The sequence below is a fragment of the Bradyrhizobium sp. BR 10261 genome, assembly GCF_019455395.1.
Taxonomy (GTDB): domain Bacteria; phylum Pseudomonadota; class Alphaproteobacteria; order Rhizobiales; family Xanthobacteraceae; genus Bradyrhizobium; species Bradyrhizobium manausense.
Window position 1 is genome coordinate 177,517 of sequence record NZ_JACOFQ010000008.1, and the last position, 25,286, is coordinate 202,802.

Here is a 25,286-nt window from a genome sequence, read left to right on the forward strand (position 1 = left end):
TGCGTGCGGAGCGAAGTAATCCAGAAATGTATCCGCGGAAACAGTCTGGATTGCTTCCGCCTTCGCCAGAGGCTTCGGCGGACAAATCGTCGCAAGGGCTCCTCGCAATGACGAGGAGAAAGCCTACGCCTTCAACTCTACCGTCTTGAACTCCGCCGGCAAGATCACTTCCAGCAGCTCCACATCGTCAGAATAATCCAAAATCATGTGCTTGATCTTCGGCGGCTGGGTCCAGGCGCTGCCTTGCTGCATCATCGTCTCGCCTTGCCCATCCATGTAGGTCTTCACCCAGCCCTTGAGCACATAGACCATCTGGAAGTCGACGTCGTGGAAGTGCAGTTTCGACACCTCGGCGGGATCGCAGGGGCCTTGCAGGCGGATTACGTGCGCTTGCGCGAGGCCGTGGGTCGCGTTGGCGATGCCGAGATCGCGGTACCTGGCGTAGGCGCGCAGGCCGTCGGCTTTGAAATCTTCCTCGCGGTGATGGCTGATGGCGATGCGCTGCTTGGGGCGGGCGGGTTTTTTCGCAGCGGCATTGGAGGGCGTTGCGCGGACCTTCGACTTCACCGCTTTGCGCGCGGAGGATCGTGCGGCGGACTTGGCGGCGCTTCGTTTCTTCACCGCTGTTTGGGTTGCGCTGCGCGATTTTGTTGTCTTGCTTGCTGTCTTGTTTGTTTTCTTGGCCATGGGCCGGCTCCCCGTTGTTGTTATGGGAAGAGGCTAGCACGGAACGAAGGAGCGTAGGGTGGATTAGCCGCAGGCGTAATCCACCGACTTCTGCGTCAGCGCCGATAGACAGTGGTGGATTACGCTTCGCTAATCCACCCTACTGCATCGCATCTCAATTCAGCCGGAACACGCCGTCCACAGAGCGCAGCTCGGCCGGCTTGATCAGCTTGGAGTGCGCGACGGTCACCGAATGCAGCGGGCCGTCGAGCTTCTCGGTCCAGAACGCCAGGAAATCGGTCAGCGCCGGGAATTTCGGGAACATGTCGTAGTTCTGCCAGACGTAAGTCTGAAGCAATGACGGATGATCCGGCATCCGGTAGAGAATTTGGGCCGTTGTCAGCCCGTAGCCCAGCATCTGTTTCCTGAAGTCCTCGGAAACGCCCCCAACGCGCAGTCCCATGCCAAACCTCCTTTGCAGGAGCGCATACAGGGGGTGGCTATGATCCGTGCCCCGGGAGCCACCCGGAAACGATGCGCTCACATGAGAGAAATGTGACGCAAACTGACAATCCATCTCAAGCCTAAAAGTTTAACAAGCTGTTGAAATTCAACGCGTTAGCAGCAGAGCGGGCACCGTGCTAATACGGTCACCACGGCGCCCTCGAAGAGGTGCTCCGAAATCGGTTAACGATGGGAAAGGTTTCTGGCACTTGGGCCTTCAGAGTGCCGAATTTTCTGCTAGAAGCCCTTGCCCCCGCAAAATTCCTGTCCTATTTCAGCTCCACCTGTGCTGGCACTCGCTGGCGCAGACTGCTAACATCTTGAAATCCTCAACTCGTGCAAATGCTTAGGAGGACTGCATGAAATTCCGTCCGCTTCACGACCGCGTCGTGGTCAAGCGCATCGACGCAGAAGAGAAGACCGCCGGCGGCATCATCATTCCCGACACTGCCAAGGAAAAGCCCTCCCAGGGTGAAGTCGTCGCCGTCGGCCCGGGTGGCCGCGACGAGGCTGGCAAGCTGGTTCCGATCGACCTGAAGGTCGGCGACCGCGTGCTGTTCGGCAAGTGGTCCGGCACCGAAGTCAAGATCGACGGCCAGGACCTGCTGATCATGAAGGAGAGCGACGTGATGGGCGTTCTCGAGGTCACCGAGTCCAAGAAGAAGGCGGCTTAAGAGCCCCTCTCCTCCCTCCAATCAACATTCCTAAGGAAAATTCCAGATGGCAGCCAAAGAAGTCAAATTCGCGGTTGAAGCGCGCGACAAGATGCTGCGCGGCGTCGACGTTCTCGCCAACGCGGTGAAGGTCACGCTCGGCCCGAAGGGCCGCAACGTCGTGCTCGACAAGTCGTTCGGCGCTCCCCGCATCACCAAGGACGGCGTCACCGTCGCCAAGGAGATCGAGCTCGAGGACAAGTTCGAGAACATGGGCGCGCAGATGGTGCGCGAAGTCGCCTCCAAGTCCGCTGACGCGGCCGGCGACGGCACCACCACCGCCACCGTGCTGGCCCAGGCGATCGTGAAGGAAGGCGCCAAGTCGGTTGCCGCCGGCATGAATCCGATGGACCTCAAGCGCGGTATCGACCTCGCGGTCGAGGCCGTGGTTGCGGACCTGCAGAAGAACTCCAAGAAGGTCACCTCGAACGACGAGATCGCCCAGGTCGGCACCATCTCGGCGAACGGCGACCAGGAGATCGGCAAGTTCCTCTCCGACGCCATGAAGAAGGTCGGCAACGAGGGTGTCATCACCGTCGAGGAAGCCAAGTCGCTCGAGACCGAGCTCGACGTCGTCGAGGGCATGCAGTTCGATCGCGGCTACATCTCGCCCTACTTCGTCACCAACGCCGACAAGATGCGCGTTGAGATGGACGACGCCTACATCCTCATCAACGAGAAGAAGCTCTCCTCGCTGAACGAGCTGCTGCCGCTGCTCGAGGCCGTGGTGCAGACCGGCAAGCCGCTGGTCATCGTGGCCGAAGACGTCGAAGGTGAAGCGCTCGCGACCCTGGTCGTGAACCGTCTGCGCGGCGGCCTGAAGGTCGCGGCCGTCAAGGCTCCGGGCTTCGGCGATCGCCGCAAGGCCATGCTGCAGGACATCGCGATCCTGACCGGCGGCCAGGCGATCTCGGAAGATCTCGGCATCAAGCTCGAGAACGTCACGCTCAACATGCTCGGTCGCGCCAAGAAGGTGATGATCGACAAGGAGAACACCACGATCGTCAACGGCGCCGGCAAGAAGGCCGACATCGAGGCGCGCGTGGCCCAGATCAAGGCGCAGATCGAGGAGACCACCTCGGACTACGACCGTGAGAAGCTCCAGGAGCGTCTCGCCAAGCTCGCCGGCGGCGTCGCGGTGATCCGCGTCGGCGGCGCGACCGAGGTCGAGGTGAAGGAGCGCAAGGATCGCGTTGATGACGCTATGCATGCGACCCGCGCGGCTGTCGAGGAAGGCATCGTCCCGGGCGGCGGCGTCGCCCTGCTCCGTGCTTCCGAGCAGCTCAAGGGCCTGCGCACCAAGAACGACGACCAGAAGACCGGCGTCGAGATCGTGCGCAAGGCGCTGTCGGCTCCCGCTCGCCAGATCGCGATCAACGCCGGTGAAGACGGCTCGGTGATCGTCGGCAAGATCCTGGAGAACAAGGCCTACAATTACGGCTTCGATTCCCAGACCGGCGAATATGCCGACCTCGTCAAGAAGGGCATCATCGACCCGACCAAGGTGGTCCGTACCGCGATCCAGAACGCAGCCTCGGTGGCCGCGCTCCTGATCACCACGGAAGCCATGGTCGCCGAGCTGCCCAAGAAGGGCGGCGCCGGCCCCGCGATGCCCCCGGGCGGCGGCATGGGCGGCATGGACTTCTAAAGTCCAACCACCTCAAGACTTGCGAAACCCCGGCAGCGATGCCGGGGTTTTTGTTTTCGGCCGTAGCCCGGATGGAGCGCAGCGCAATCCGGGAAAGTTTGTCGCAGGCAGTCCTCCCGGATTTCGCTGCGCTCCATCCGGCCTACAACGAACCATCCTATTGCACCTTCCCCAGCCGCTCGGCGCGCAGCTCGCCTCCGGAATCGAGCGACCAGAAGATCCGTGTCGCCTTGCCGATCAGATTGTCCATCGGGACGAAGCCCATCACCGATTTGAAGCGGCTGTCGGTGGAGTTGTCCCTGTTGTCGCCGAGTGCGAAGAAATGGCCCGGGGGGACGGTGTAGAGCTCGGTGTTGTCGGCGTAGCCATTGTCGACGCAGTCATAGGTGATGTAGCTCACCCCGTTCGGCATCGTCTCGCGCCAGCGCTTGACCCTGGTGCCGGTGTCGCCGCCGCAGGCGGAGCCGGCGGCTACGTCCTTCAGCGCGACGCGCGCGACCGGAATGTCGTTGAGGAAGAGCTGCCCCTGCCGCATCTGGATGCGATCGCCGGGCAGTCCGACAACGCGTTTGACGTAGTCGATCTCATCGTCCTTCGGCGACCGGAAGACGACGATGTCGCCATAGGCGGGATCGGCGGCGCCGAAGCGGCCGGAGACAAAGGATGGCGCGAAGGGGACGGAATAGCGGCCGTAGCCATAGGCATATTTCGCCGCGAAGACGTAGTCGCCCACAAGCAGCGTCGGGGCCATCGAGCCGGACGGGATATTGAACGGCTGGAACAGCACGTAGCGAAACAGGATCAGCGGCGACCACAGCACGGGGACGAGCAGGATCAGGATGACAATCGCTTTCCATTGGCTGGATCTGGCCCTTGGCCGGACGGTGTCTTGAAGCGTGGTCATCGCATCCCCTGCCCGAGATTGTCGTCGCCACAGGATTGCGCAACCTGTAGGCGCGCACAATCCCTGACCCGTCCGACTTGGTCGTCCTGCTGCCGGGCTGCGTTCAAAAGCGGCCGCCGGCGCCGATCAACTCTGCGCCATCTCCTGAAAACACGCCCGCACCCAGTCGATCGTCACGCGCGTTGCGGCGTCGCGCTTGAGGTGGTTTTGCACCAGCAGCCAGACGTCGCGGCGCTTCGGCATCAGGCTGGCGCGCAGGCGGCGATCGCCGAGCAGGTCCGCGCAGACATATTCCGGCAACACGCCGGCGGCCCGATGCGCGCGGATCAGATTGCGGATGACACGGACGTTGTCGGTGACGCAGCGCGCGCGGGCCTTCTTCGTGCGCAGGAATTGCATCTCGGGAATGGCGCCGAGCTCGTCCGGATAGGCGCATAGCATCGGCTCGCCTTCGGTCGCGGCAGGCTCGAAATAATAGAGCTTGATGTCCCCAAGTCTGGAGATCGCAAAGTCGCCCTTGTCGGGCTTACGTAGACGGATGGCGAGATCGGCTTCCCAGCGCGAGAACCTGACGTTCTCGCTGGAGGTGAGGAATTGCAGCGTGAGGCCCGGATTGGCGCGCAGGAAGTCGCTCGCGCACGGCGACAACACCGCCTCGGCGACCGTGTTGGTGGAGGCGATGCGCAGGCGCCCGACCGGCCCTTCCAGGCTCTCGCTGAGGCGGCCGATCTCGGCGGCATGCGCGGCCATCGCCTCGACATGCGCCAGCACCGCCTCGCAGCTCCGCGTCGGCCTGCGCACGCCGTCGGCGGCCTCGAACAGGCGCAGGCCGAGCGCACGCTCGATCCGCGACAGCCTGCGCCCCACCGTGGTCTCGTCGATGCGCAGCCGCGCGCTGGCGCCGGCATAGGTGCCCTCGTCCCTGATGGCGGCGATGATGCGCAGATCGTCCCAGTTCATGGGCTTTAAGGCTACATCGGCTGGGAGGCGCCTGCAATATCGCAGCCACCGGCTGCAATTTCCCTGCATATCGGCAGGTGGATCCGGCGCTATGCTGGCCCGGCCTTTCGCCCCGGAGATTGCCTGAGATAACGGAGCAACACGATGCTGCAACTCTATTTCTCACCAATGGCTTGCTCGCTTGCGAGCCGTATCGCGCTCATGGAGGCAGGTCTCGAGGCGCGCTATCACCAGGTGCATCTTGCGACCAAGACGATCGCGGACGGCGAGCGCGATTTTCGCGGCATCTCCGCAAAGGGCGCCGTGCCGGTGCTGGTGCTGGAGAACGGCGAGCGGCTGACCGAGAGCGCGGCGGTGCTGCAATACATCGCCGACCTGAAGCCCGAGCGCGGCCTTGCGCCGCGGCCGGGAGATCTGGATCGCTACCGCCTGCAGGAATGGCTGAGCTTCGTCGGCACCGAGATCCACAAGGCGTTCCTGTTTCCGACCTTCTGGTACAAGGACGACGGCTCGCTCGCCAAGCCGCGCGCGCGGATCAGCCAGACGCTGTCGGTGCCATCAGCGCATCTGACGGACCGCGAATTCCTCGTCGGCAGCAGTTTTACCGTCGCGGACGCGCATCTTGCCTGGGCTCTGCTGCTGCTTCGCCCCGCCGGCGTCGACGTCGCGCAATGGCCCTCGCTCGCTGGATATCTCGAACGCATGCAGGCGCGGCCGGTGGTGCGAGAGGCGATCGCCATCGAGATGGCCCTGCGCAAGGCCGTCCCGGTCAATGCGGCGTAGCAGTCACTCTGGAAGCAGAAAATGAAAAAGGGCCGCAGCGAGCGGCCCTTTGCATAATCTCGAATTGACCAGGCCTAGTCGACCCGCGCCAGCACCGCCAGCTTGCGGATGCCCTTGTTGCGGTAGGCGTCGAGGAACGCGTAATAGTCCTTGAACGAGACGCAGCCGTTGGAATCGCCGTTCGGCCCGAGCATGAAGGTGTGTGCCAGCAGGCCGTCGCGGCCGTAGATCGCGCTCTCGCCGCCGATCGGCGTGAGACGCAGCGCGGGCACGCCATGGAACAGCGCCTCGCGCGGCTTCAGCGTGTAGATGTGCGGCGGGGTGACGCCGCGCATGCGCACGCGCTGCGAGTGCGGATCGTCGAGGTTGGAGCCGAGGCCGGAATGCGCCTCGAGCCTGGTGCCATCGGGCAGGTAGACCGTCTTGGCGGTGATGTCGTAGACCGCGGTGTCGCGATCATAGGGCGGAGCGCCGCCGAGCATCGGGTTCTGCTCCTTCGGCGCGATCGCCGAGGTCACGCTGGCATCGGCCGAAGCGTAGGCGAGCAGGCCGCCGGAGGACTCACGCTTGCCCCACAGCTTCTCCACCATTGACTGGCGCGGGCCGGTGATCGACATCACCGCTGCCTTGGCGCGATCGGCAAAGGATTTTGGCTTGGCTTCCGGCGCCGGCACGATCTGGGCCGGATCGGCGGAGGCGAGTTGCACCGGCGCGTCCGAGCGCTTGCCCTTCGCGACGTCAGCGACCTTGTCAGCGACCCTCTCAGCCACCTTGGCGGGGTTGAGCGGCTTCAGCACTTCCGCGACCTTCGCGACAACGGTCGGCTTTGGCGTGGCTTCCGCGACCTGTGTCGCAGTTGCGGCGCTTGCCGCGTTCGATTCGACACCCTGCGTCGCCGCGGCGGCAAAGCGCTCGTTGAACTGTTCGCGTGAAATCGGTTTGGCCACCTGCAGCCGGTCGGGCAGCAGTGCAAAGGTTTCCCTGATTGCCTCGCCCGCCTCGCGCAGCGCCACCTTGGGCGCGCGCTTGACCACGGGCTCGTCGTAACCGGCGCTGCCGACGGTCGGATAGACGCTGGCGGCGAAGATGTTGTTGTAGACGGTCCAGCCGGCAAGCAAGACGCAGCCGGCCACGGCGGCGCCAAGCAGGTTTTGGGTGGTCATTTTCCGGGAAGGCTTCCGATAGGAATTTTTCTGCTTCCGTGCCGCGTAACTCGGCGCAGCGATACTCGTACTCATTCGCCTTGCGTCCAGGACGGTGTCACTCAGTCCCCCTTCGAAGCGCCGCTGGGCACGTTCCGGAACCAGCATCTCGCAGAGGGTCGGAGCGTCATTAAGGCGACTTTTAGTTAAATGCAGATTAAGTTCAGGCGGTTGTAGGGCAGCTCGTTAACGCTGTGCCATTTTGAGAAAAAAGCCCACGGAACTACGGACTTAGGCGACGCTGTTAACCATAATTCTCGGCCGGTTCAGCACGCTCAGAGGGCCTCGCCGACCGCACCTTTGGACCCACCAACCAAGTCATTTTCGTGGTCATCCAGTCCGCAAGATAGCGGGGAAGCGTTGCGCGAGGCTGGTGCCTGGCGGCGCCATTTCACCTCAAGCCGCTGACGTCGCTGGGTGCCCTGACCGAAAGTTGATCGCGCCAATCTGGAAATGGCCGCGGCGGCAAAATAGCTACATGCTCCGGCACTTTTCAGCAGCCTCTGCGCATGATACGGTACCGTATCAACATCGCCTTGAACTGTGCCGAGCACGTCAAACGGAGGCTGGCATGAGTGGGTTTTCGCGCGCGGGGTGTTGCGCCCTGGCGTGGTCATTGCTGTTGATCGGATCTGCGACCGCACAGCCTGCCACGGACGTGGGCTGCACCGGGTCACCCTCCGCCGCCGGCACGCAAGTCTGGCGTTGCGACAACGGCATCACCATCGTCGCAGAAAACGGCGCGAGATTTGAACTGAAGGACGTCAACCGCGACGGACATATAGACACCGTCGAGTTGAGCGGCAAAGCGCTGCTGGTCGAGGTGCCCAGGAAACCCGGCGGCAATCCCTTCAAGGTGCTGACGCCGCAAGCGATTGCCGCGGTGCGCGGCACCAAATGGGCGGTCGATGTCGCAGAGACCAAGACCTCCGTGTTCGTCGCCAATGGCCGTGTTGGTGTGACCCGGAGGGTGGCGCGCGGACGCGGCGCCGTGCTAGGTCCCGGCGAAGGCGTCGACGTGGAAGCAAGCGGTCCGCTGACTGTCAAGACTTGGGGCCAGCCGCGCGTCGATGCGCTGATGGCGAGATTGGGTCAATAGGGCCCGTACACATCAATAAGACCCGCGCACGAGACGCGGAAAGACAGATTGTAGTACGACGTAATGAATAGACGTTTTCAGATCCTGCTCGCCCTTGTCCTTGCGGCCCTGTGGGGCGGCGGCATTTTTGCCGCTCACACCTACGGCCATCTCGCCTTTCTCGATCGGCTCGAGGCGACGCTGACAGACCTGCGCACGCTCGCGCGCGGCGTGCAAGCCCCGCCCGATCTCGTCACCATCGTCGCCATCGACGACACCGTGGTGAAGCGCGGCGGCACCTATCCGCTGCCGCGGGCCGATCTGGCGCGCGTGGTCGACGCCATCGTGCAGTTCAAGCCGAAGGTCATCGCCATCGATCTGCTGCTGGTCGATCGCAGCGCTGCGATCGGCGACGCCACGCTGGCCCACACGCTCGCAACCGGCCCCATGGTGCTCGCGGCCGCGGCGATCTTCCCGAACGAGAGCGAAACCGTTGGCCCCGGCAGCGCCGGGCCGCTCGCCGTCCTGCCCCAGGCCGAGCGTTTCCTGTTGCCGTTGCCTGCTTTCGCCGATCACGCCGATGTCGGCATCGTCAACGTCGCGACCGGGCAATCCGGCTCACCGCTCTCGGTGCCGATGCTGTTCCGGACCGGCGACAAGGTCGAACTGTCGTTGCCGCTGCGGGTCGCCAGCCGCGCGCTCGACAAGAAGCTGACGATCGCGCCCGATCATCTCACGCTCGGCGATCGCGTCGTGCCTGTAGACCGCGACTTTTCGCTGCCTATCACTTACTACGGCCCGCGCCGAACCATCCGCACCGTCAGCGCGCAGAGCATTTTCGACGGCACGCTCGATCGCAAGGCGATCGAGAACCGGATCGTCGTGATCGGCGCCGCGGTTGCCGGCGGCGGCGACTTCTTCCCGACGCCGTTCGATTCCCTGATGCCCGGCGTCGAGGTCATCTCGACCGCGATCACGCATCTCGTCGCCGGCGACAGCATCGTGCGCGACCGCAAGGTTCACATCGCCGACGCGCTGATCGCGATCCTGCTGCCGATGCTGCTGATCGGCCTGCTGGCGTGGCGGCGCAGCGCGCTCGGCTTCGTCGCGGCGGCCGCCGTGATGGTCGCCTGGGCCGGACTCAATTTGTTCGCGTTCACGCATGGCGTCTGGCTCGACGCTGCGACCACGCTCGCGGCCGCGATCCCGCCGGTCGCGGTGTTCATCGGCGTGCAGACCTGGGCGGGAGCCCGCCGCACGCAATACCTCGCCGCCAGGAGCCGGTCGCTGGCGCAATTGCAGGCGCCGGCGGTGCAGGAATGGCTGGCGCGCGATCCCGATTTCCTGGCCAAGCCCGTCCGGCAGGATGCGGCCGTCGTCTTCATCGATCTGTCGGATTTCACTGCACTGAGCCAACAGCTCGATCCGGACCAGCTTCAGGACATTCTGAAGGCGTTTCACGCGCTGATCGACAAGGCCGCGATCGATTGCGGCGGCATGATCACGAGCTTCCTCGGCGACGGCGCCATGATCCTGTTCAGCCTGCCGCGCGCAATGCCTGACGATGCGGCGCGCGCGCTGAAATGCGCGATCGACCTGCACCGCGGCGTCGCGCGCTGGATCGCATCGCTGCCGCCGGCGATCGGCGCGCGGCTCGGCTTCAAGATCGGCGCGCATTGCGGTCCGATCGTCGCCTCGCGGCTCGGCGAGAGCCATCAGCACATCACGGCCAATGGCGACACCGTCAATCTCGCGAGCCGGCTGATGGAGGTCGCCGCGCAAAACGGCGCGCGGCTCGCCGTCACCGATAAGCTGCTGGACGCTGCCGAATTCCACGGCGCACCCGACGGCGTGCTGTCGGGTCCCCTGCTCACACAGGTCCGCGGCCGTTCCGGCGTCGTGACCGTCTGGTTCTGGCGCGACCAGCACAGGCCGAGCCAGACCGCCACACGTGCCGAGATGATCGACTGAACTCCGCTGTCGTTCCGGCGAAGGCCGGGACGACAACGTAGAGAGCAGCCTGCTAAGCCCTGCGCCGCAGCACGCCGAGGCCGCCGAGCAGGCCGCGCGATATCAGCTCGCGGAAGCTGTCATTGACGAGGATCTCGTCGACCTCGTCCGAGATCAATTTCGCCTCGGCCTCGGTCATGACGTTCGACGCGAACGCGCCGCCCTGCTTCATCGCGTTGAGCACATCCTTGACCAGCGGCGCCCTGCCCGACGGAATCTCCGGCGGCTGCCAATCCAGACCCTCGATGACGAACAGGCCGCCCGGCTTCAGCGCGGGAAACAGCACGCCGAGCGTCAGATGCTGATGCACCGAGGCGTGCGAGCCGTCATCGATGATGATGTCGAGCGGCTTCTCCTTGCGCGCGAGCTCTTCCAGCATGCCGCGGTCGCCCTGGTCGAGGCGATGGATCCTGACGCGCGGATGCGAGAACCAGCTGAAATCCTCGATGTCGACGCCGATGATTTCGGCGTTCGGAAAGTAGTCCAGCCACATCTGCAGCGACGTCACCTGATCCTGGGCTCGGCCTTCCACCCGGCCGCGGCACAGGCCGATTTCGAGGATCCTGACAGGCTCGAGCGCCTTGGATCGGAACAGCTCGTGATAGACGCGCGTGTAGTGATGGGCCACATCACCCTTGGAGGCCGCGCCCTTGTCCGAGTCATATTTCGCCGCGAGCTGCGTCAGCCAGTTCGGCTCGAGCACCAGCTTCTTGAGATAGCCCGCCACGCTCTCTTCGGGGACGGCATCGAAGCGCAAGCCCCGTTCGGCCCACATCCTGCCCCAGAGATGGACACCGGTCACGCGCGGGTCGCTCAGTAACTCGAAGCCCGCACGGCTTTCGACGGCGAACAGCTCCACCTCGCGCCGGTCGATCGCGTTGAAGCTCGACGGCGGCAGGATCGACGATTGAAGCTCCTCGCCGCCTGCGACGAGCAGATATTCGCTGAGCAGCAACGGTCCCACCGCGCCATATTCGACACGATTCTCGCTGAACATCCGCTGCAGCGACAGCGCATAGAGGTTGGCCATGTGAACGGAGCCCTTGGGCGCGCGCATCACATCGCCAACGCAGACATGTCCCTGCTCGACGCCGGACCATTGCGTGGAGAACACGTGCTCCCTGCCGAAATCCAGCGACTTGACCAGGACGATGTCCGTATCGAGCCACCAGCCGCCGAGCTCGTGAAGAACGGCATAGCGGAAGATGTCGCTGAAATAGCGGATATCGCTGTTCAGGACGGCATGCTGGTAGATAGCAGCAGGCACGAGGCTTGCCGCATCGACCACCATCACCCCTGAAGGCACGCGCGCCTGCATCGCGGCGAGGTTGTCATAGGTGTAAAGCCTGACCGGATGGCCCTGGCGGACCATCGACTGCAGCGACAGGCGCGACATATCGCTCAGCGGCGCGTTCGACCAGAAGCAGTGAATGGGATCGCGGGCCTCGTCCGATCTCGCGCGGGTTCGAAGATGCGGATTGAACTCCGCCGTCAGGGCATTCCATTCGTTGCGGGGAACGGAACCGCACTCGCCGAGGAACGGCAGTTTCTGATAGGCCCGCGCGATCAGGAAGCAGAGGCTCGCCTGGTCGGCTTGCCCCACCCTGTTCAAGGCGTTGCCGAAATTCTCCCAGATCGACGGATCGACGGGATCGAGCGCCACCGCACGCTGAAACGCCTCGAACGCCTGCGCTTGCATCCCCTTGCCCAGCAGCGCCGTTCCGAACGTCGCAAGATAGGTCGCCTTCATCTCGCTCGTGAGTGCGCGGCCGGCCCAGTTGATGGCGGCATCGTAGTCGCCGTTGAGCAGAGCGACGCCGGCCATCAGATGAAGCAGGCCGGCATGGTTCGCGTCAGAGGCAAGGCCTTCCCGACAACGGGCCGCGGCCTGCTCGAGCTCGCCTGACTTCAGATGTCGAAGGCAGATCTGGTAAACTTCATCCCGCGTCGGCGACGACGGCCCCGTCGAAGTCTCATTAGCCCTTGCGAGAGTGCCATCGTGATAATTCATGGAGAACCTTCCGGATCATGGGACAGCGGGCAGCAACCCGCTTCCCAAATTCTGGGAAGCTCGCCGCATCTCGACTATCCCGCTCGTAGCTTGTTCGAAGCTTGCTTGAAGCTTGACACCGCCTTCGCTTCGCCGCGCCCGCGCGTGGCGAATCAAATGGGCCGTTGATAAGCGTGAGATCGGGCGTCCGATGGCGCATCGAACTAGGGGAAAGAGAGCCCATGAACAGCCGGCTGGATGTCCATGTCGCCGCCTACGAGGGCAAAAGCATCTACGATTTCGACAACGAGATTTCGTTGACCTGGTATCCGAAGCGCATTGCTCGTGTCGTCAAGGATCCGCGTGCCGTCCTGGACCTCGGACTGGGGCACGGCTTCGCCACCGAACTCTTTTCGGACAGCTGCGAGCGTCATGTGGTTCTCGAAGGCTCCCCCGCAGTCATCCAAAACTTCAAGCTGCGGTTTCCGGAGAACAGAAGCGAGGTCATCGAAACCTACTTCGAGGAATTCGAGACGGACGAACAATTCGATCTCATCGTCATGGGGTTCATTCTCGAGCATGTCGACGATCCGCTTCTGATCTTGAACCGTTTCAGCAACTTTCTGACTCCCACGGGCAAACTCTTTGTGGCGGTCCCCAACGCCGAGGTCATGAACCGAAGGCTCGGACATCTTGCGGGAATGCTGCCGGATATGGAGGCTCTTTCGGAGAACGATCTGGTTCTTGGGCACCAGCGGTACTTTACGGTCGGCTCCCTCACCAAGCTGGTGACCGAAGCCGGCTACAAAATAGAGAGAATGGAAGGCATCTATCTCAAGCCCTTCGCGACTAGCCAGCTCCTGTCGTTGCATCTCGACACCAAGATCATCCAAGCCTTGTGCGAGATGGGCGTTGACTACCCGGAACTGTCCTGCGGGCTACTGGCGCAGCTCACGCCGGACGATTCAGCACGATCATGAGGGTATTGATCGTAGGCGGAACTTCGGCGTGCGCGCAGGCGCTTATCCCGCTGCTTCGTGAACGGTACGACGTGCTGACGGCCGGGCGCAGCGGTTGCGATGTCGAGCTGGACCTCTGTTCGAACGATGTCCAGATTCCCGGCGGGATCGACTGCGTGGTGAATATGGCGGCCGCCTTCGGCGGCAAAGAATTGCCCGACACCCTGCAAGCCATGAATGTCAACGTGCTCGGCCTGATGAAGCTCTGTCACGCCAGCTCCAGGGCCAACGCGAAGCACTTCGTGCATATCTCAAGCATTTTCTCGGATCTCGCGAACGATTCTCCCTTCTCCGGAGCTTACGCCCTTTCAAAAAGGCATTCCGAGGACGTTGCGCGGTTCTGCGGCAGAGAGCTTCGGCTGCCTGTCGCGGTACTCAAACCCTCCCAGATCTATGGCGTGGGAGCGTCGTTTCGAAAACATCAGCCTTTCCTCTACACCATGATGGACAAGGCCGAGAGAAACGAAGACATCGACATCTTCGGCTCGAATGACCCTCTGAGAAACTTCATTCACGCTGACGACGTGGCCAAGGTTCTCTCGGCCGTCATTGCGATGCGGATCGAGGGCATCTATCGCTGCGTGAATCCCGACAACGTCAGATATTCGCAGATTGCGGCGGCGGCGATTTCGGCTTTTGAAAGCAAGAGCAAGGTCAGGTTCCTGAGGGATAAGCCCGACATCCCGGACAACGGCTTTTCTTGCGACGACACGTTGTTCCGGATGATCGATTATCTTCCCCGCATATCCACCGAGCAAGGCATGCAGATGGAAGCGGCTCATCGAAGGCTGGCATCGTGACGACAGTCCTGGTTTCCGGCGCCGCTGGAATCGTCGGCTACGGAATCCTGCGCTCCCTCAGACTGTCGAAGCGACCGATGACGCTCATCGGCACCTCGATCTATGCCGACTCGGTCGCGCCGGGATTTTGCGACATCTTTGAGATCGTCTCCAGGACCGATGCGCCTGATTACCTCGACCAGCTTGCCGCGCTGCTGCGCAAACATCGGGTCGATGTCGCATTCCCCGGCATCGATGCCGACATGTACAAATGGGCAGATCACGTCGCCGAACTTGAAGCGACCGGAACCAGGCTCGTTCTCAATTCGCGCGAGCTGATTTCCCTCTGCTCCGACAAATGGGCCTTCTACCAGCGGCAGCAGGAATTGATGCCGACCTATGCGATCCCGAGCTATCTCGACATCGACTTCGATGTCCTCAAGGCGAATTGCGGCTTGCCGTTCCTGCTGAAGCCTCGCCGCGGCTTTGGCTCCAAGGGCATCGTGACGGTCGAGACTGCGGAGCAGCTTGCCGGGATTGCTCCCGCGACAAAGACAATTTTGATGGCCCAACCCATCGTCGGACGAGACGACGAGGAATTTACCGTCTCCGCGTTCTGCGACGGACAAGGGGGCTTTTCCGCCTGCATGGCGCTTCGCCGAAAACTCTCCAAGGATGGATTCACGGAAAAGGCCGAGGTCGTCGACCACGCCGAGTTCTCCGACTCGATCCGGGATCTGAGCAAGGCGTTTTCGCCAATCGGGCCGACCAATTTCCAGTTCCGCAAGACTGACAGGGGCCTGAAGCTGCTCGAGATCAATCCGAGGATTTCGTCATCGACGTCGATCCGCGCCGCCTTTGGCTACAACGAGGCGCTCATGGCGGTCGACATGGCCATCGAGCAACGACTGCCGGTGCAACCGGAGATCAGGCGCGGCAGAGCCGTCCGCTATACCGAGGATTTCATCTTCCATGACCATAGCATTCATCTCTGACATCCACGGAAATTTCGAGGCGCTGAAAGCGGTTCTTGCCGAGATCGACCGCATGCGCGTCGCGGAGATCGTCTGCGTTGGCGACGTGGTCGGCTATTATTCCCAGGTGAACGAATGCTGCGATGAGCTGAGAAGGCGCGGCATCCCAAGCGTTCTCGGCAACCACGACTGGTATCTCGGCTACGGTGGGTTCTGCACCAGATCCAAGAGCGTGAACGAGTGCCTGGCCTATCAGCGGAAGGTCATCACCTCCGAAAACGTGAACTGGCTGCGGGCCTTTCACCTGCAAATGCAAATGGACACTGTCCGGATCGTCCATGCCGGCTGGGGCGATCCGATCGACGAGTACCTGACTAACCCGAGCGAAGATTATTTCGCGCGACTGTCCGGCACACATTTCGTGAGCGGTCATACCCACGTGCAAAGCATCCACCGCTTCGGCGGAAAGACCTATTGCAACCCGGGATCCGTCGGACAGCCGCGCGACGGCGATCCACGAGCCGCGTTCGCAACCTTCGACGGCGAGACCTTCGCGCTGCACCGGGCAGCGTACGACATGCAAAAGGTCTTTGACCTGATGGAGGCCGCGGGATTCCACGACTACTACTATGGCGGACTGAAGACCGGCGCGAAAAATCTCAGGCGGCTCGCAGATTGAACGTCGCGATCCCGGCGTTGTCCGCTCCTCTCATCAACATGAAAACGTGTGAGCACAAATCATGACATCAAACGATCCGCAGGACGCGCAGAACTTCACCTATGCTGCCCGGGACGAAGTAGCCGCTTACGGCCGGCTGCAGGAGCTCATGAAGACCTCGCCGCTGCCTCCGCGCGAATTCCACGCAAATCTCGGCCTTTTCCTCAATCGCCCGTCGCTGGCGCGCATCCTCTTCATGCATGACCTTTATTCGATGACCCTGCGCACCCATGGCGTCATCATGGAATTCGGCGTTCGCTGGGGCCAGAACATGGCGCTGTTCACGACGATGCGCCACATCTACGAACCCTACAACATGAGCCGCAAGGTTGTTGGCTTCGATACGTTCGAGGGCTTCCCGTCGGTGGCGCCCCAGGACGGCGATTTCGACGGCCTGAAGGTCGGCGGGCTCAGCGTCACGCCCAATTACGAAGACGTGCTGGCAGACATCCTGTCGGCGCAGGAGAAACTCGCTCCGCGCAGCCACCTCCGCAAGTTCGAGCTGGTCAAGGGCGACGTGACCGAGACCCTTCCCGCGTATCTTGAGAAGCACCCCGAGACGATCATCTCGCTGGCCTATTTCGACCTTGATCTCTACGAACCGACCAAGAGATGCCTCGAGCTCATTCGTCCCTATCTGGCGAAAAACAGCATCGTCGGGTTTGACGAGCTGGTCCTCGCCGACAATCCGGGCGAAACCCTGGCGCTGCGCGAAGCTTGGGGCACGCAGGGCTATCGCATCTGCCGCAGCACGATCTCGCCGCAGCAGAGTTACGTCGTGTTCGAATGAGGCGTCGATCTCGACGCCTGATCGTTTCGGATCGACGCACCTTGAGGCCTACGCGTCCTGCTGAACCAGATCGTAGTTTTCGGCGATGATCTCGCTCAACTTCGACACCGGGTTGAACATCAAGAGATCGACGATCGACAGATACGGCACATGAGGCTGCCCGAACTGCTCATAGGGAAACGGCCTGGATCGCAGGGCCCTGAATTCGATTCCGCGGGCCCTGAAAGCATCGGCATCATAGAGCTCTAGGCCGCCGATCGCGTTGATGTACCTTTGTGCACCTTCCGCTTCGCACAATGCGAGCACCCTGTCCTGGAACTTGAGCGAATGATCGATCGGCACCTCGGACGAAATCTTGAAGGCGGTCTTCAAACCGAGATGCGCGCAGGTCATCTGCAGCGAATTGAAGAGATAGCGAAATAGATTGGGATCCTGAAAGCCGACAGTCTCTTCCAGAAGCGGGAAGGTCTGCTTGAAGAAGGGCGCGGTTCTATAGGCCCCCCGCCATTGATTAAGCAGCTTTGCACGGTCGAACTCGGCCGCCAACTCCCTGTCGCGAATATCAAGCGCGTCCGAGGCCTTCTTCAACGGCAGCGAGAACAACGCGTCTTTGCCGTTGAGCAGCATCCGGTTGCGGTTGATCCAGCCCATTTTTACATATTTGATGTTATCATAGACGATGAAGAGATCGACCGCGCTAATGAGCTGATAGTAGCCGATATAGGGAAGAAAATACGGCTGCATGATCGCGAGTTTCATCGTGTGGCGCCCTGCTAGCCCCAAACGCGCGCGTCATGAGTATAGGTCGTCGACGTCGCATTGTTGTTGCGCGGCACCACAAGCGGCGCGAAGCAGGCATACGCCTGCATGAAGCGGTAGACGCTGTTTCCCATCCCGTCCAACCCGGTCGTCGGCAGCATGCGATTGCCGAGCGCCTCGATCCGGACCGGCCGATTATCCATCGGATAACACAGCTGCAGGAGCCTGTTCGCTCCGGCCGGAGATATCAGGTTTCCGGCTGGCCCGAAGCAAGTGTTCAGCCGGAGCGCGGCAACCTGGGAATTCGCGCTCTGGAAAGCGGCATCACTTCGGTCGTCCGGGTGCGCAGGCCGAAAGACCATCATCGACTTCATGCCCTGCGCGAGCTCGAGATCGAGCACTGAATCCGTATTGTATCCGAGCACCAGGAGGTCCCAATTTCCAAGAGTCGGAAGCAACGTCTCCAGACGTGCGATGATGTCGTGGCGGATGGTACAATCGTCCTCGAAGACAAGGGCGGGTTCGTTCTGCCCGGCGATCCAGTTCAATATCCGCCACAGCGAAGCGGCACCGCCAACGGCTCCCCTGGTGAACTGCGAACCGGGCGCGACAAGCCGCATCGCCATCACCTCCTGATCGGTCAGCTCCAGACCATTCGTCGCGGAGAAACGCTCGAAGCCGATTCCGCAGCCTGCATTCCGCTTCAGGAAGTTTTCGAATTTCTCTGGATGGCGATCGAGATTGATGACGAAGTTCTTCATTTGCCCAAGGGACCGTTAGCGGATGGATGCCGGAGAGCGCCACTAGAATATTGATTCGCCAGCCGCGGCTAGTGCAAACGCGCCTGTCAATCGCGGACCACGTCGCGCACGAATGCTCCACACAAGTCTCGACCTATATCGATAAGCCGTCACAAACTTGCATCGACAATCAGGACTCGAGATGACTGCCGCAGTCCCGCTTGAATCTCTCACGCCGCTGGCCCGGAGCCCGCTTCATATCGTGCGTCCCAGGTTTCCGAGAACCGAACAGTTCTTGGCCGCTTTCGAGACAGCGCTGGAGACGGGCCAGGTCACGAACAATTCCCGCTGGGTCGTCGAATTCGAGAGGCGCTTGAGCGAGTATCTGGGCGCGCCGACGCTGGTTTTCTGCAACGGCCAGATCGGGATGATGGCCATGCTGAGGGCTGCGGGGATCACCGGCGGCGAAGTGATCGTGCCGTCGTTCACGTTCAGCGCAACACCGCATGCCATCAAATGGGTGGGCGCCGAACCGGTCTTTGCCGATATTCTCGACGACCAGACCATGCGTCTCGACCCCGATGATGTCGAGCGCAGGATTTCGGACCGAACCGTCGCCATCCTCGCCGTCGACGCCTATGGGGTCCCCAGCGATTACGCTTCGCTCGCCGGAATAGCCGAACGCCACAAGCTGAAATTTCTGGTCGATAGCGCCCCCTCTTTCGGAACGCGCATCAATGGGCAGCTGGTGGGAGGCTGCGCGGACGCGCAGATGTTCAGCTTCCACGCCACCAAGGCCTTCGCGACGATGGAAGGTGGTTGCGTCTGCAGCCACGATGCGGAATTGCTCGCGCGCGTCAAGGCGATGCGGAACTTCGGGCAAGTGGACGGCGCCGATTGTCACGAGCCGGGCCTGAACGGGAAAATGCCGGAGATCGCGGCCCTCATCGGCCTCGAGCAACTCAAGACCTTTGAGCAGGCCATTGCGACACGCCGACACGCTGTCGAACGCATGCGGACCGGGCTTTCCAAAATTCCCGGTTTGCGCGTGGGGCAAGAGCCCGCAGGCGCGCAAACCAACTGGCTCTATCTTCCTGTTGTCGTCGACGCCAGGGCGTTCGGGCTCGACCGGGATGCGCTGGCGTCGGCGCTCGAGACGCACAATGTGTTCGTCCGCAAATATTACAGCCCGCCCTGCCACCACATGACCGCCTACACGACGCAGAAGGAAGTGAATTTGCCGGTGACGGAAAGGGTCGCTTACAACGTCATTGCGCTTCCGGTCTACAACGACATGAGCGACGAAGAATGCGATCTCGTCGTTTCCGCCATCCGGTACGCGCGCCGACAGGCGCAAAACGGACCGAAGCCTTAGTCGCAGAGTCGCAACCGACCCGCCCCTCACGAACATAGAAGTCTAGGACATGCAGAAAGTTCTCGTCACTGGAGCCGGAGGCTATATCGGCATTCCCCTGTGCCAGATGCTGGCGCAAAAGGGCTATTCGGTGACTGCGCTCGATCGATGCTTTTTCGGCCGAGATCGATTCATGCAGGCGGCTTCTCACCCGAATATCAAGATGATCGTCGACGACATCCGCACCGTCGACCCCCAGCAGTTCGAGGGGATGGACGCTGTCATCGATCTGGCCGGACTGAGCAACGACGCCTCCGCCGAAATCGACCCCGAGCTGACGGTCTCGATCAACCACCAGGGCGGCGTTCGTCTGGCTCGCGCGGCCAAGCGGGCCGGCGTGCGCCGCTATGTCTATTCGAGCTCGGCGTCGGTCTACGGCCACGGCCAGGAAGTGTCGCTCAACGAGCACGCCGTCTGTCGCCCGCAGACGCTGTATGCCGAAAGCAAGCTTCACGTCGAGGACGAGCTGCGCAAGCTGCAAAGCGACACGTTCGAAACGGTCATTTTGCGTAACAGCACCGTATTCGGCTTGGCTCCGCGCATGCGCTTCGACCTCGCCATCAACGTCATGACGCTCCGCGCCTGGAAGGAGCGGGTAATCTACGTCATGGGAGGCGGCGAGCAGTGGCGGCCTTTCATCCACGTTCATGATGTCTGCCGCGCCCTCATGATGGGCATCGAGAGCGAAGCGTCGGTCGTATCGGGGGAAACGTTCAACGTCGGCAGTGACGATCTCAACTACCAGATCAAACAGCTCGCGAACTTCGTCAAGGACATCATTCCGAACATCGTCACCCACACGATCCCGGATGCGACGGACAAGCGAACCTATAATTTGTCCTTTGCCAAGATCATCCAGCGCCTGAAATTCGATCCATCGTCCCGCGTCCATGAAGGCATCGTGGAGATCAAGCAGGCGCTGGAGCGCGGCACGGTCAGTGGCGACGATCCCACCACCCATACGCTGGGATGGTACCGGTCCCTGATCGACTGGGAAAAGCGGATCAAGGAGTTGTCGTTCAACGGCAAGATCTTGTGATCGCTCAGGGCACAAGTTCAGGCGGCGGCGAGCGGTCGAGCACGTCGTCCCTGGCGCCTTCAAGCAGATCGACACCATAGGTCTCGACCACGAGCGGCCCGCGCTTGCGCTGCAGCTCGGCAACACGCGTCACTTGCGTGAAGAGGTCGTTGAGGAAGGGATGGCCTCCGGACTTGATCTCGTCGACATAGAGCAGTTTGCCCGCGAGCAGCTTCGGATCGGGCTCGGGCATGTTGACCCAGCGAATGCGCTGGTTCTGCTGCACCACGCAAGCCCCGCGCGGCAGATAGAAGACGAGCCAGCCCGTGGTGCCATAGTCAGGCGTGAGCACGCAGGTTGCGCCATTGCGGACGCGTTCGGTTTCGATATTGGCTGCGAGCTCGCGCCAGCCGACGCCGACGCTGCGCACGGTCGCGTCGCGGCGATAGCCTGAAAGCCAGCCGGTATTGGCCTGCAGGATCAGCGCGGCAAACATCACGATGCCCGACGGCGCGGCCCAGCGCAGGCAGAAATCCACCAGGCGGCGCGCCCGCGGCTTCCACTGTGCAAGGCTGGCGGCGGCCGCGGCGGCGACAATGAACGGCGGATAAACCGGCGCAAACCAGTTGGCCTCGACGCGGGCATGGAGCGAATGCCAGACGAAATAGACGACAATGGTCCAGAACATCGTCTCGATCAGCACGCGCGAGGCCAGCGCGCCGGCCCGGCGCCAGGTCAACGCATGCAGACCCATCGCACCGAGGATGAAGACCAGTGGCGTTGCGAAAGCGATCTGGGTCGGGATCAACTCGGCAATGAAGACCGGGCGGAAATCCTCGATCCTGGCGCGCCCGAGCTGCTTGACGAACGAAACCCAATGATGATCCGCATTCCACAGGATCACCGGCGAGAACAGCGCCAGCGCGACGGAACCGCCGAGATAGGGCCAGGGCGAGAGGAACCAGCGCCGCAGCTTCGGCACCGCCGCAAGCCAGATCAGGATCGCAGCACCAAAGAACATCGCGGTGTACTTTGACAGCAGCGCCGCACCGACGGCGGCGCCGACCGCCAGCCACCAGGCACCGCGGCCGGTCTCCAGTACCTTGGCGAGGAAGAACAGCACGAAGCTCGAGGCAACCAGCAGCGGCGCATCCGGCGTCACGATCAGCGTGCCGACCGAGGCCATCATGGTGACGTTGAGCAGGATGGCGCTGGTCGCCGCCACGCGCGCGCCGCCAAACAGGATCGCGGCGGTGCGATAGATCGCATAGCTCATCGGCAGCGCGAGCAGGATCGAGACCAGGCGGACGCCGAACTCGGTATCGCCGGCGATCATGGTGCCGGCGCGGATGACGTAAGCCACCATCGGCGGGTGGTCGTAATAACCGCCCGCGAGGTTCTTCGACCACATCCAGTAATAGGCTTCGTCGAAGGTGATCGGGGTATACGCGGCCGCCACCAGCCGCAGGGCGACCAATGCAAGGATCACCAGCGCCGTGTTGCGGACGATCCGCGCGTCAGCCCCGCCCATAGCGGCGCACTATTTCTTGCGCCAGACGAACAGTCCGGACATCGCGTAGTTCCACACCACGCCCATCAGCGCGCCGGCCATGCCGGCCAGCCACCAGATCGGCTCCTGATCGTAAACCGAGAAGGCGACGCCGACATTGGCGAGCAGGCCGACGCTGCAGACGATGTAGAACATGATCAGGCCGCGCAGGATCGCAAAACCCTTCAGCCGCTGGTCGCGATAGGTGAGGAAGTTGTTCATGATGAAATTGCTGGTCATGGCGACGATCGCGCCGGCGGCCTGGGCCTCCGCGAACGACACCTTGATCAGCTGAAGGGCGATGAACAGAGTGGTGAGATGCACGATGAGGCCGATGCCGCCGACCATCGCGAACAGAATGAAGCGCAGCGAGACGATGTCGTTGGTCAGCTTTGCCAGGACGAGGCCAAGGAAGTCCAGCGCGACCATGGAATCGAGCTTGCTCTCGCCGTGCTGGCGGGCGCCGAAGGTGTAGGGAATCTCGACGGCGCGCAAATTGCCGTGCGCGGTGGCAACGAGGTCGAGCAGAATCTTGAAGCCGTGCACCGACAGTTTCGGCGCCAATTGCTCGAAACGGTCGCGGCGGACCATGAAGAAGCCGCTCATGGGATCGGCGATCTCGACCCGGAGCATCTTCCTGGCGACCTCTGTCGCCAGCGCGCTCGCGCCGGCGCGCTGCTTGTTGAAACCTTCGCTCTTGTAGCCCTCGATGTAGCGGCTGCCGACGACGAGGTCGGCCTTGTCGCTTGCGAGCAGCAGCAGCATCTTCGGCAGCTGCGTCTCGTCGTGCTGGAGGTCGGCATCGATCACGGCCGCATAAGGCGCGCTCGAGGCCAGGATACCCTCGATGCAGGCGCCGGAGAGGCCGCGGCGGCCGATACGGCGGATGCAGCGCACGCGGCTGTCTTTCTGCGCCAGCTCGCGAACGACGTCCCAGGTGCCATCGGGCGAATTGTCGTCGACGAACACGACCTCCCAGGCGACGTTAACGAGCGTCGCCTCCAGGCGCCGGTACAGCACGGTGACGTTGTCGCGCTCGTTGAAGGTCGGGACGATAACCGACAGTTCCGGCCCTTCCTGGGCCTGGCTGTGGGCGTCCGGTCTGATCGCTTCATTCATGACGGCAGCGTATATCCGCCGCGTCCAGCGATGCCAAGTTCTTGGGCTACAAGCCGAGGTTTTTCAGGGAAACCGCCCCAAAGGGGCCCAAAAATGCCAACGACCCCGGAACGGCGGACCACGCGTACATCCGGCGCAGGCCCAAGCTATTCCAAGGTCGTCCCAACGCCGGAGCTTTTGGCTCAACGTCGCATCGCCGTTAGAGACTAGATGGGAACGGAAAAGCCTGATTGCAAGGGGCCGAACCCGCTCTTTTCCAGGCCATCATTGATTCGGGACCTCCCGGATCACCGGGCCCCGAGGCGCGGGGGCCACAGGGGCCGCAGGCGCCACGGCGGGGGCCTCGACCTTGGTCGGCTTCGGAGGCTTGCCGTACTGGCCGATCGGCCCGAAGACGACGGCGACCGCCAGCACGACCGCGGCGACGATCGCGCCAAAAATGCCACCGACCGACTCAGACGACATACCAACCGGTCCCCGTTCCAGATGAGCCCTGTCATATCACGGATGAATGCACGGTCGGAAGGGCCAGGGAGCGAGTTGCGAATAGGCGAATGGCGAGTAGCGAATGGAGTAAACCAGGCCCTCCCGCCCTATTCGCCATTGGCCATTCGCCACTCCCCTACTTCGCCGGCGGCCGGTGCTTGACGTAGGCGGTCACGATGTCCCTCTGCGCCGACTCCACCGCCCTGTTCGCGGTCGCGAGATGGGCGCCGGAATCGATATCAGGATATTGTGTGGTGAGATAGTCGAGCAGCGCGACTCGGTAATATTGCCGCTCCGATGGACAGGCCCCCGCAACAGAGTGGCCGAACTCCTGCTCCGACAGGCCCTGATTGGAGTGGCGCGAATACTCGCGCGCCAGGCAATGCCAGTAATCGTCGCGGCCCTGCATCGCGAGCTTCTGTGCGCCCTTCGCATCGTCATCATCCGCCCTCGCGGAATGTGTGGCAGCAGATGTCATCATGACGAGCGCCGCTCCCAGCATCAGCATCCGCATCTTGTTCTCCTTTTTGCGCAGATCGCGGGCAAGCTTAGACGGGATGCGACAACTGGCCAATCACTTCTGGTTTGAATAGGATGCAGCTCTCCCCTTCCCGTCGATGCGAGATCCTCCCGTGGCCAAAGCAAAAACCGCGACCAAAAAATCCGGCAACATCTACATCGGCATCGGCGGCTGGACCTTCGAGCCCTGGCGCGGCGTGTTCTATCCGGAGAAGCTGACGCAGGCCAAGGAGCTGTCCTACGCCGCCTCGAAGCTGACCTCGATCGAGATCAACGGCACCTATTACGGCTCGCAGAAGCCGGAGAGCTTTCGCAAATGGGCGAGCGAAGTGCCCGAGGGCTTTGTATTCTCGGTGAAGGGGCCGCGCTTTGCCACCAACCGCCGCGTGCTGGCCGAGGCCGGCGATTCCATCAAGCGCTTCTATGATTCCGGCGTGCTGGAACTCGGCGACCATCTCGGCCCGGCACTGTGGCAGTTCGCGCCGACCAAGAAATTCGACGGCGCCGATTTCGGCAAGTTTCTGGAGCTGCTGCCGCGCAAGCTCGATGGCCGCGCGCTGCGCCACGTGGTGGAAGTGCGCCATGACAGTTTTTGCACGCCTGACTTCATCGCCCTGATCCGCGAGTTCGAGACGCCCGTCGTGTTTGCCGAACACGGCAAATACCCCGCGATTGCCGATGTCGCCGGCGATTTCGTCTACGCCCGGCTTCAAAAGGGCAATGACGAGATCAAAACCTGCTATCCACCGAAGCAGCTCGACGCCTGGGCCGCGCGCTTCAAGGCCTGGGCCCAGGGAAGTGAACCCGACGACCTGCCGAAAGTTGACAAGACCAGGCCGAAAAAGGAACCGCGCGACGTGTTCGCCTATGTCATCCACGAGGGCAAGGTACGCGCGCCGCACGGCGCCATGGAACTGATCGCACGGGTGAGTTGAGGAGGCTCC

At 62.3% G+C, this 25,286-nt stretch carries 25 protein-coding genes; 13 read left to right on the forward strand and 12 right to left on the reverse strand.

The genetic code is table 11. The features are described from left to right. Window positions 1-123 precede the first annotated feature (123 nt). Both HYH07_RS11780 and HYH07_RS11785 read right to left on the reverse strand, forming a co-directional pair. Entirely contained in the window at window positions 124-687 is a 564-nt protein-coding gene (locus HYH07_RS11780) for a cupin domain-containing protein (RefSeq protein ID WP_220002645.1), read from the reverse strand. Window positions 688-841: 154 nt separating this feature from the next. After that, the gene (locus HYH07_RS11785; protein WP_220002646.1) at window positions 842-1,129 is read right to left on the reverse strand and encodes an usg protein; all 288 of its coding nucleotides are present in this window, start codon (window positions 1,127-1,129) and stop codon (window positions 842-844) included. A gap of 400 nt (window positions 1,130-1,529) precedes the next feature. Between HYH07_RS11785 and HYH07_RS11790 the strand changes: the two genes are divergently transcribed. Together HYH07_RS11790 and groL are read left to right on the forward strand one after the other, a co-directional pair. Then, window positions 1,530-1,844 (forward strand): co-chaperone GroES, encoded by a 315-nt coding sequence (locus tag HYH07_RS11790; protein ID WP_057740880.1) that lies wholly within the window; start codon window positions 1,530-1,532, stop codon window positions 1,842-1,844. 46 nt (window positions 1,845-1,890) lie between these two features. Beyond that, the gene (gene groL, locus HYH07_RS11795; protein WP_220002647.1) at window positions 1,891-3,531 is read left to right on the forward strand and encodes a chaperonin GroEL; all 1,641 of its coding nucleotides are present in this window, start codon (window positions 1,891-1,893) and stop codon (window positions 3,529-3,531) included. Between the two features lie 157 nt (window positions 3,532-3,688). Here groL and lepB read toward each other — a convergent pair whose 3' ends face one another. Together lepB and HYH07_RS11805 are read right to left on the reverse strand one after the other, a co-directional pair. Continuing rightward, complete coding sequence (lepB, locus tag HYH07_RS11800; RefSeq protein ID WP_220002648.1) at window positions 3,689-4,435, reverse strand: signal peptidase I; 747 nt, start codon at window positions 4,433-4,435, stop codon at window positions 3,689-3,691. A gap of 126 nt (window positions 4,436-4,561) precedes the next feature. Beyond that, a complete protein-coding gene (locus tag HYH07_RS11805; RefSeq protein WP_220002649.1) occupies window positions 4,562-5,395 on the reverse strand; it encodes a LysR family transcriptional regulator in 834 nt (277 codons plus the stop codon). Between the two features lie 144 nt (window positions 5,396-5,539). Between HYH07_RS11805 and HYH07_RS11810 the strand changes: the two genes are divergently transcribed. Beyond that, window positions 5,540-6,178 (forward strand): glutathione binding-like protein, encoded by a 639-nt coding sequence (locus tag HYH07_RS11810; protein WP_220002650.1) that lies wholly within the window; start codon window positions 5,540-5,542, stop codon window positions 6,176-6,178. A gap of 74 nt (window positions 6,179-6,252) precedes the next feature. Here the strand turns inward: HYH07_RS11810 and HYH07_RS11815 are convergent, their stop codons facing one another. Then, window positions 6,253-7,341 carry a DUF2778 domain-containing protein gene (locus HYH07_RS11815; protein WP_220002651.1) on the reverse strand — a complete coding sequence of 363 codons (1,089 nt, stop codon included), beginning with the start codon at window positions 7,339-7,341 and terminating at the stop codon, window positions 6,253-6,255. Between the two features lie 610 nt (window positions 7,342-7,951). Between HYH07_RS11815 and HYH07_RS11820 the strand changes: the two genes are divergently transcribed. Together HYH07_RS11820 and HYH07_RS11825 are read left to right on the forward strand one after the other, a co-directional pair. Further along, window positions 7,952-8,479, forward strand: a complete 528-nt coding sequence (locus tag HYH07_RS11820) for a FecR domain-containing protein (protein ID WP_220002652.1) — start codon at window positions 7,952-7,954, stop codon at window positions 8,477-8,479. Between the two features lie 63 nt (window positions 8,480-8,542). Beyond that, window positions 8,543-10,429: a CHASE2 domain-containing protein gene (locus HYH07_RS11825; RefSeq protein ID WP_220002653.1), complete on the forward strand. Its 1,887-nt coding sequence runs from the start codon at window positions 8,543-8,545 to the stop codon at window positions 10,427-10,429. A gap of 52 nt (window positions 10,430-10,481) precedes the next feature. On the opposite strand, the gene HYH07_RS11830 is transcribed toward HYH07_RS11825, so the two are convergent. Beyond that, window positions 10,482-12,479: a glycosyltransferase gene (locus tag HYH07_RS11830; RefSeq protein WP_220002654.1), complete on the reverse strand. Its 1,998-nt coding sequence runs from the start codon at window positions 12,477-12,479 to the stop codon at window positions 10,482-10,484. A 221-nt stretch (window positions 12,480-12,700) separates the two neighbouring features. Between HYH07_RS11830 and HYH07_RS11835 the strand changes: the two genes are divergently transcribed. From HYH07_RS11835 to HYH07_RS11855, 5 genes are all read left to right on the forward strand, one after another. Beyond that, window positions 12,701-13,438 carry a bifunctional 2-polyprenyl-6-hydroxyphenol methylase/3-demethylubiquinol 3-O-methyltransferase UbiG gene (locus tag HYH07_RS11835; protein WP_220002655.1) on the forward strand — a complete coding sequence of 246 codons (738 nt, stop codon included), beginning with the start codon at window positions 12,701-12,703 and terminating at the stop codon, window positions 13,436-13,438. Continuing rightward, window positions 13,435-14,277: an NAD(P)-dependent oxidoreductase gene (locus tag HYH07_RS11840; protein ID WP_220002656.1), complete on the forward strand. Its 843-nt coding sequence runs from the start codon at window positions 13,435-13,437 to the stop codon at window positions 14,275-14,277. The genes HYH07_RS11835 and HYH07_RS11840 overlap by 4 nt, the downstream gene beginning before the upstream one ends. Then, window positions 14,274-15,251, forward strand: a complete 978-nt coding sequence (locus HYH07_RS11845; RefSeq protein WP_220002657.1) for an ATP-grasp domain-containing protein — start codon at window positions 14,274-14,276, stop codon at window positions 15,249-15,251. The genes HYH07_RS11840 and HYH07_RS11845 overlap by 4 nt, the downstream gene beginning before the upstream one ends. Then, window positions 15,229-15,909 carry a metallophosphoesterase gene (locus HYH07_RS11850; RefSeq protein WP_220002658.1) on the forward strand — a complete coding sequence of 227 codons (681 nt, stop codon included), beginning with the start codon at window positions 15,229-15,231 and terminating at the stop codon, window positions 15,907-15,909. The genes HYH07_RS11845 and HYH07_RS11850 overlap by 23 nt, the downstream gene beginning before the upstream one ends. A 61-nt stretch (window positions 15,910-15,970) precedes the next feature. Continuing rightward, window positions 15,971-16,738: a TylF/MycF family methyltransferase gene (locus tag HYH07_RS11855; RefSeq protein ID WP_220002659.1), complete on the forward strand. Its 768-nt coding sequence runs from the start codon at window positions 15,971-15,973 to the stop codon at window positions 16,736-16,738. 48 nt (window positions 16,739-16,786) lie between these two features. Here the strand turns inward: HYH07_RS11855 and HYH07_RS11860 are convergent, their stop codons facing one another. Together HYH07_RS11860 and HYH07_RS11865 are read right to left on the reverse strand one after the other, a co-directional pair. Then, window positions 16,787-17,497, reverse strand: coding sequence for a WbqC family protein (locus tag HYH07_RS11860; protein ID WP_220002660.1), 711 nt, complete (start codon window positions 17,495-17,497; stop codon window positions 16,787-16,789). A gap of 14 nt (window positions 17,498-17,511) precedes the next feature. Next, entirely contained in the window at window positions 17,512-18,258 is a 747-nt protein-coding gene (locus HYH07_RS11865; protein WP_220002661.1) for a glycosyltransferase family 25 protein, read from the reverse strand. Between the two features lie 181 nt (window positions 18,259-18,439). On the opposite strand from HYH07_RS11865, the gene HYH07_RS11870 reads away from it, so the two are divergent. Together HYH07_RS11870 and HYH07_RS11875 are read left to right on the forward strand one after the other, a co-directional pair. Further along, window positions 18,440-19,612: a DegT/DnrJ/EryC1/StrS aminotransferase family protein gene (locus tag HYH07_RS11870; protein ID WP_220002662.1), complete on the forward strand. Its 1,173-nt coding sequence runs from the start codon at window positions 18,440-18,442 to the stop codon at window positions 19,610-19,612. 49 nt (window positions 19,613-19,661) lie between these two features. Beyond that, window positions 19,662-20,690 (forward strand): NAD(P)-dependent oxidoreductase, encoded by a 1,029-nt coding sequence (locus HYH07_RS11875; protein WP_220002663.1) that lies wholly within the window; start codon window positions 19,662-19,664, stop codon window positions 20,688-20,690. A gap of 4 nt (window positions 20,691-20,694) precedes the next feature. On the opposite strand, the gene HYH07_RS11880 is transcribed toward HYH07_RS11875, so the two are convergent. The 4 genes from HYH07_RS11880 to HYH07_RS11895 form a co-directional block, all read right to left on the reverse strand. After that, window positions 20,695-22,200 (reverse strand): glycosyltransferase family 39 protein, encoded by a 1,506-nt coding sequence (locus tag HYH07_RS11880; RefSeq protein WP_220002664.1) that lies wholly within the window; start codon window positions 22,198-22,200, stop codon window positions 20,695-20,697. Window positions 22,201-22,209: 9 nt separating this feature from the next. After that, on the reverse strand, window positions 22,210-23,337 hold the full coding sequence (locus HYH07_RS11885; RefSeq protein ID WP_220002665.1) for a glycosyltransferase family 2 protein: 1,128 nt from the start codon (window positions 23,335-23,337) through the stop codon (window positions 22,210-22,212). A 264-nt stretch (window positions 23,338-23,601) separates the two neighbouring features. Continuing rightward, entirely contained in the window at window positions 23,602-23,802 is a 201-nt protein-coding gene (locus HYH07_RS11890) for a hypothetical protein (protein WP_220002666.1), read from the reverse strand. A gap of 157 nt (window positions 23,803-23,959) precedes the next feature. After that, a complete protein-coding gene (locus tag HYH07_RS11895) occupies window positions 23,960-24,337 on the reverse strand; it encodes a hypothetical protein (protein WP_220002667.1) in 378 nt (125 codons plus the stop codon). Between the two features lie 103 nt (window positions 24,338-24,440). On the opposite strand from HYH07_RS11895, the gene HYH07_RS11900 reads away from it, so the two are divergent. Further along, window positions 24,441-25,277, forward strand: a complete 837-nt coding sequence (locus tag HYH07_RS11900; RefSeq protein ID WP_220002668.1) for a DUF72 domain-containing protein — start codon at window positions 24,441-24,443, stop codon at window positions 25,275-25,277. Window positions 25,278-25,286 lie beyond the last annotated feature (9 nt).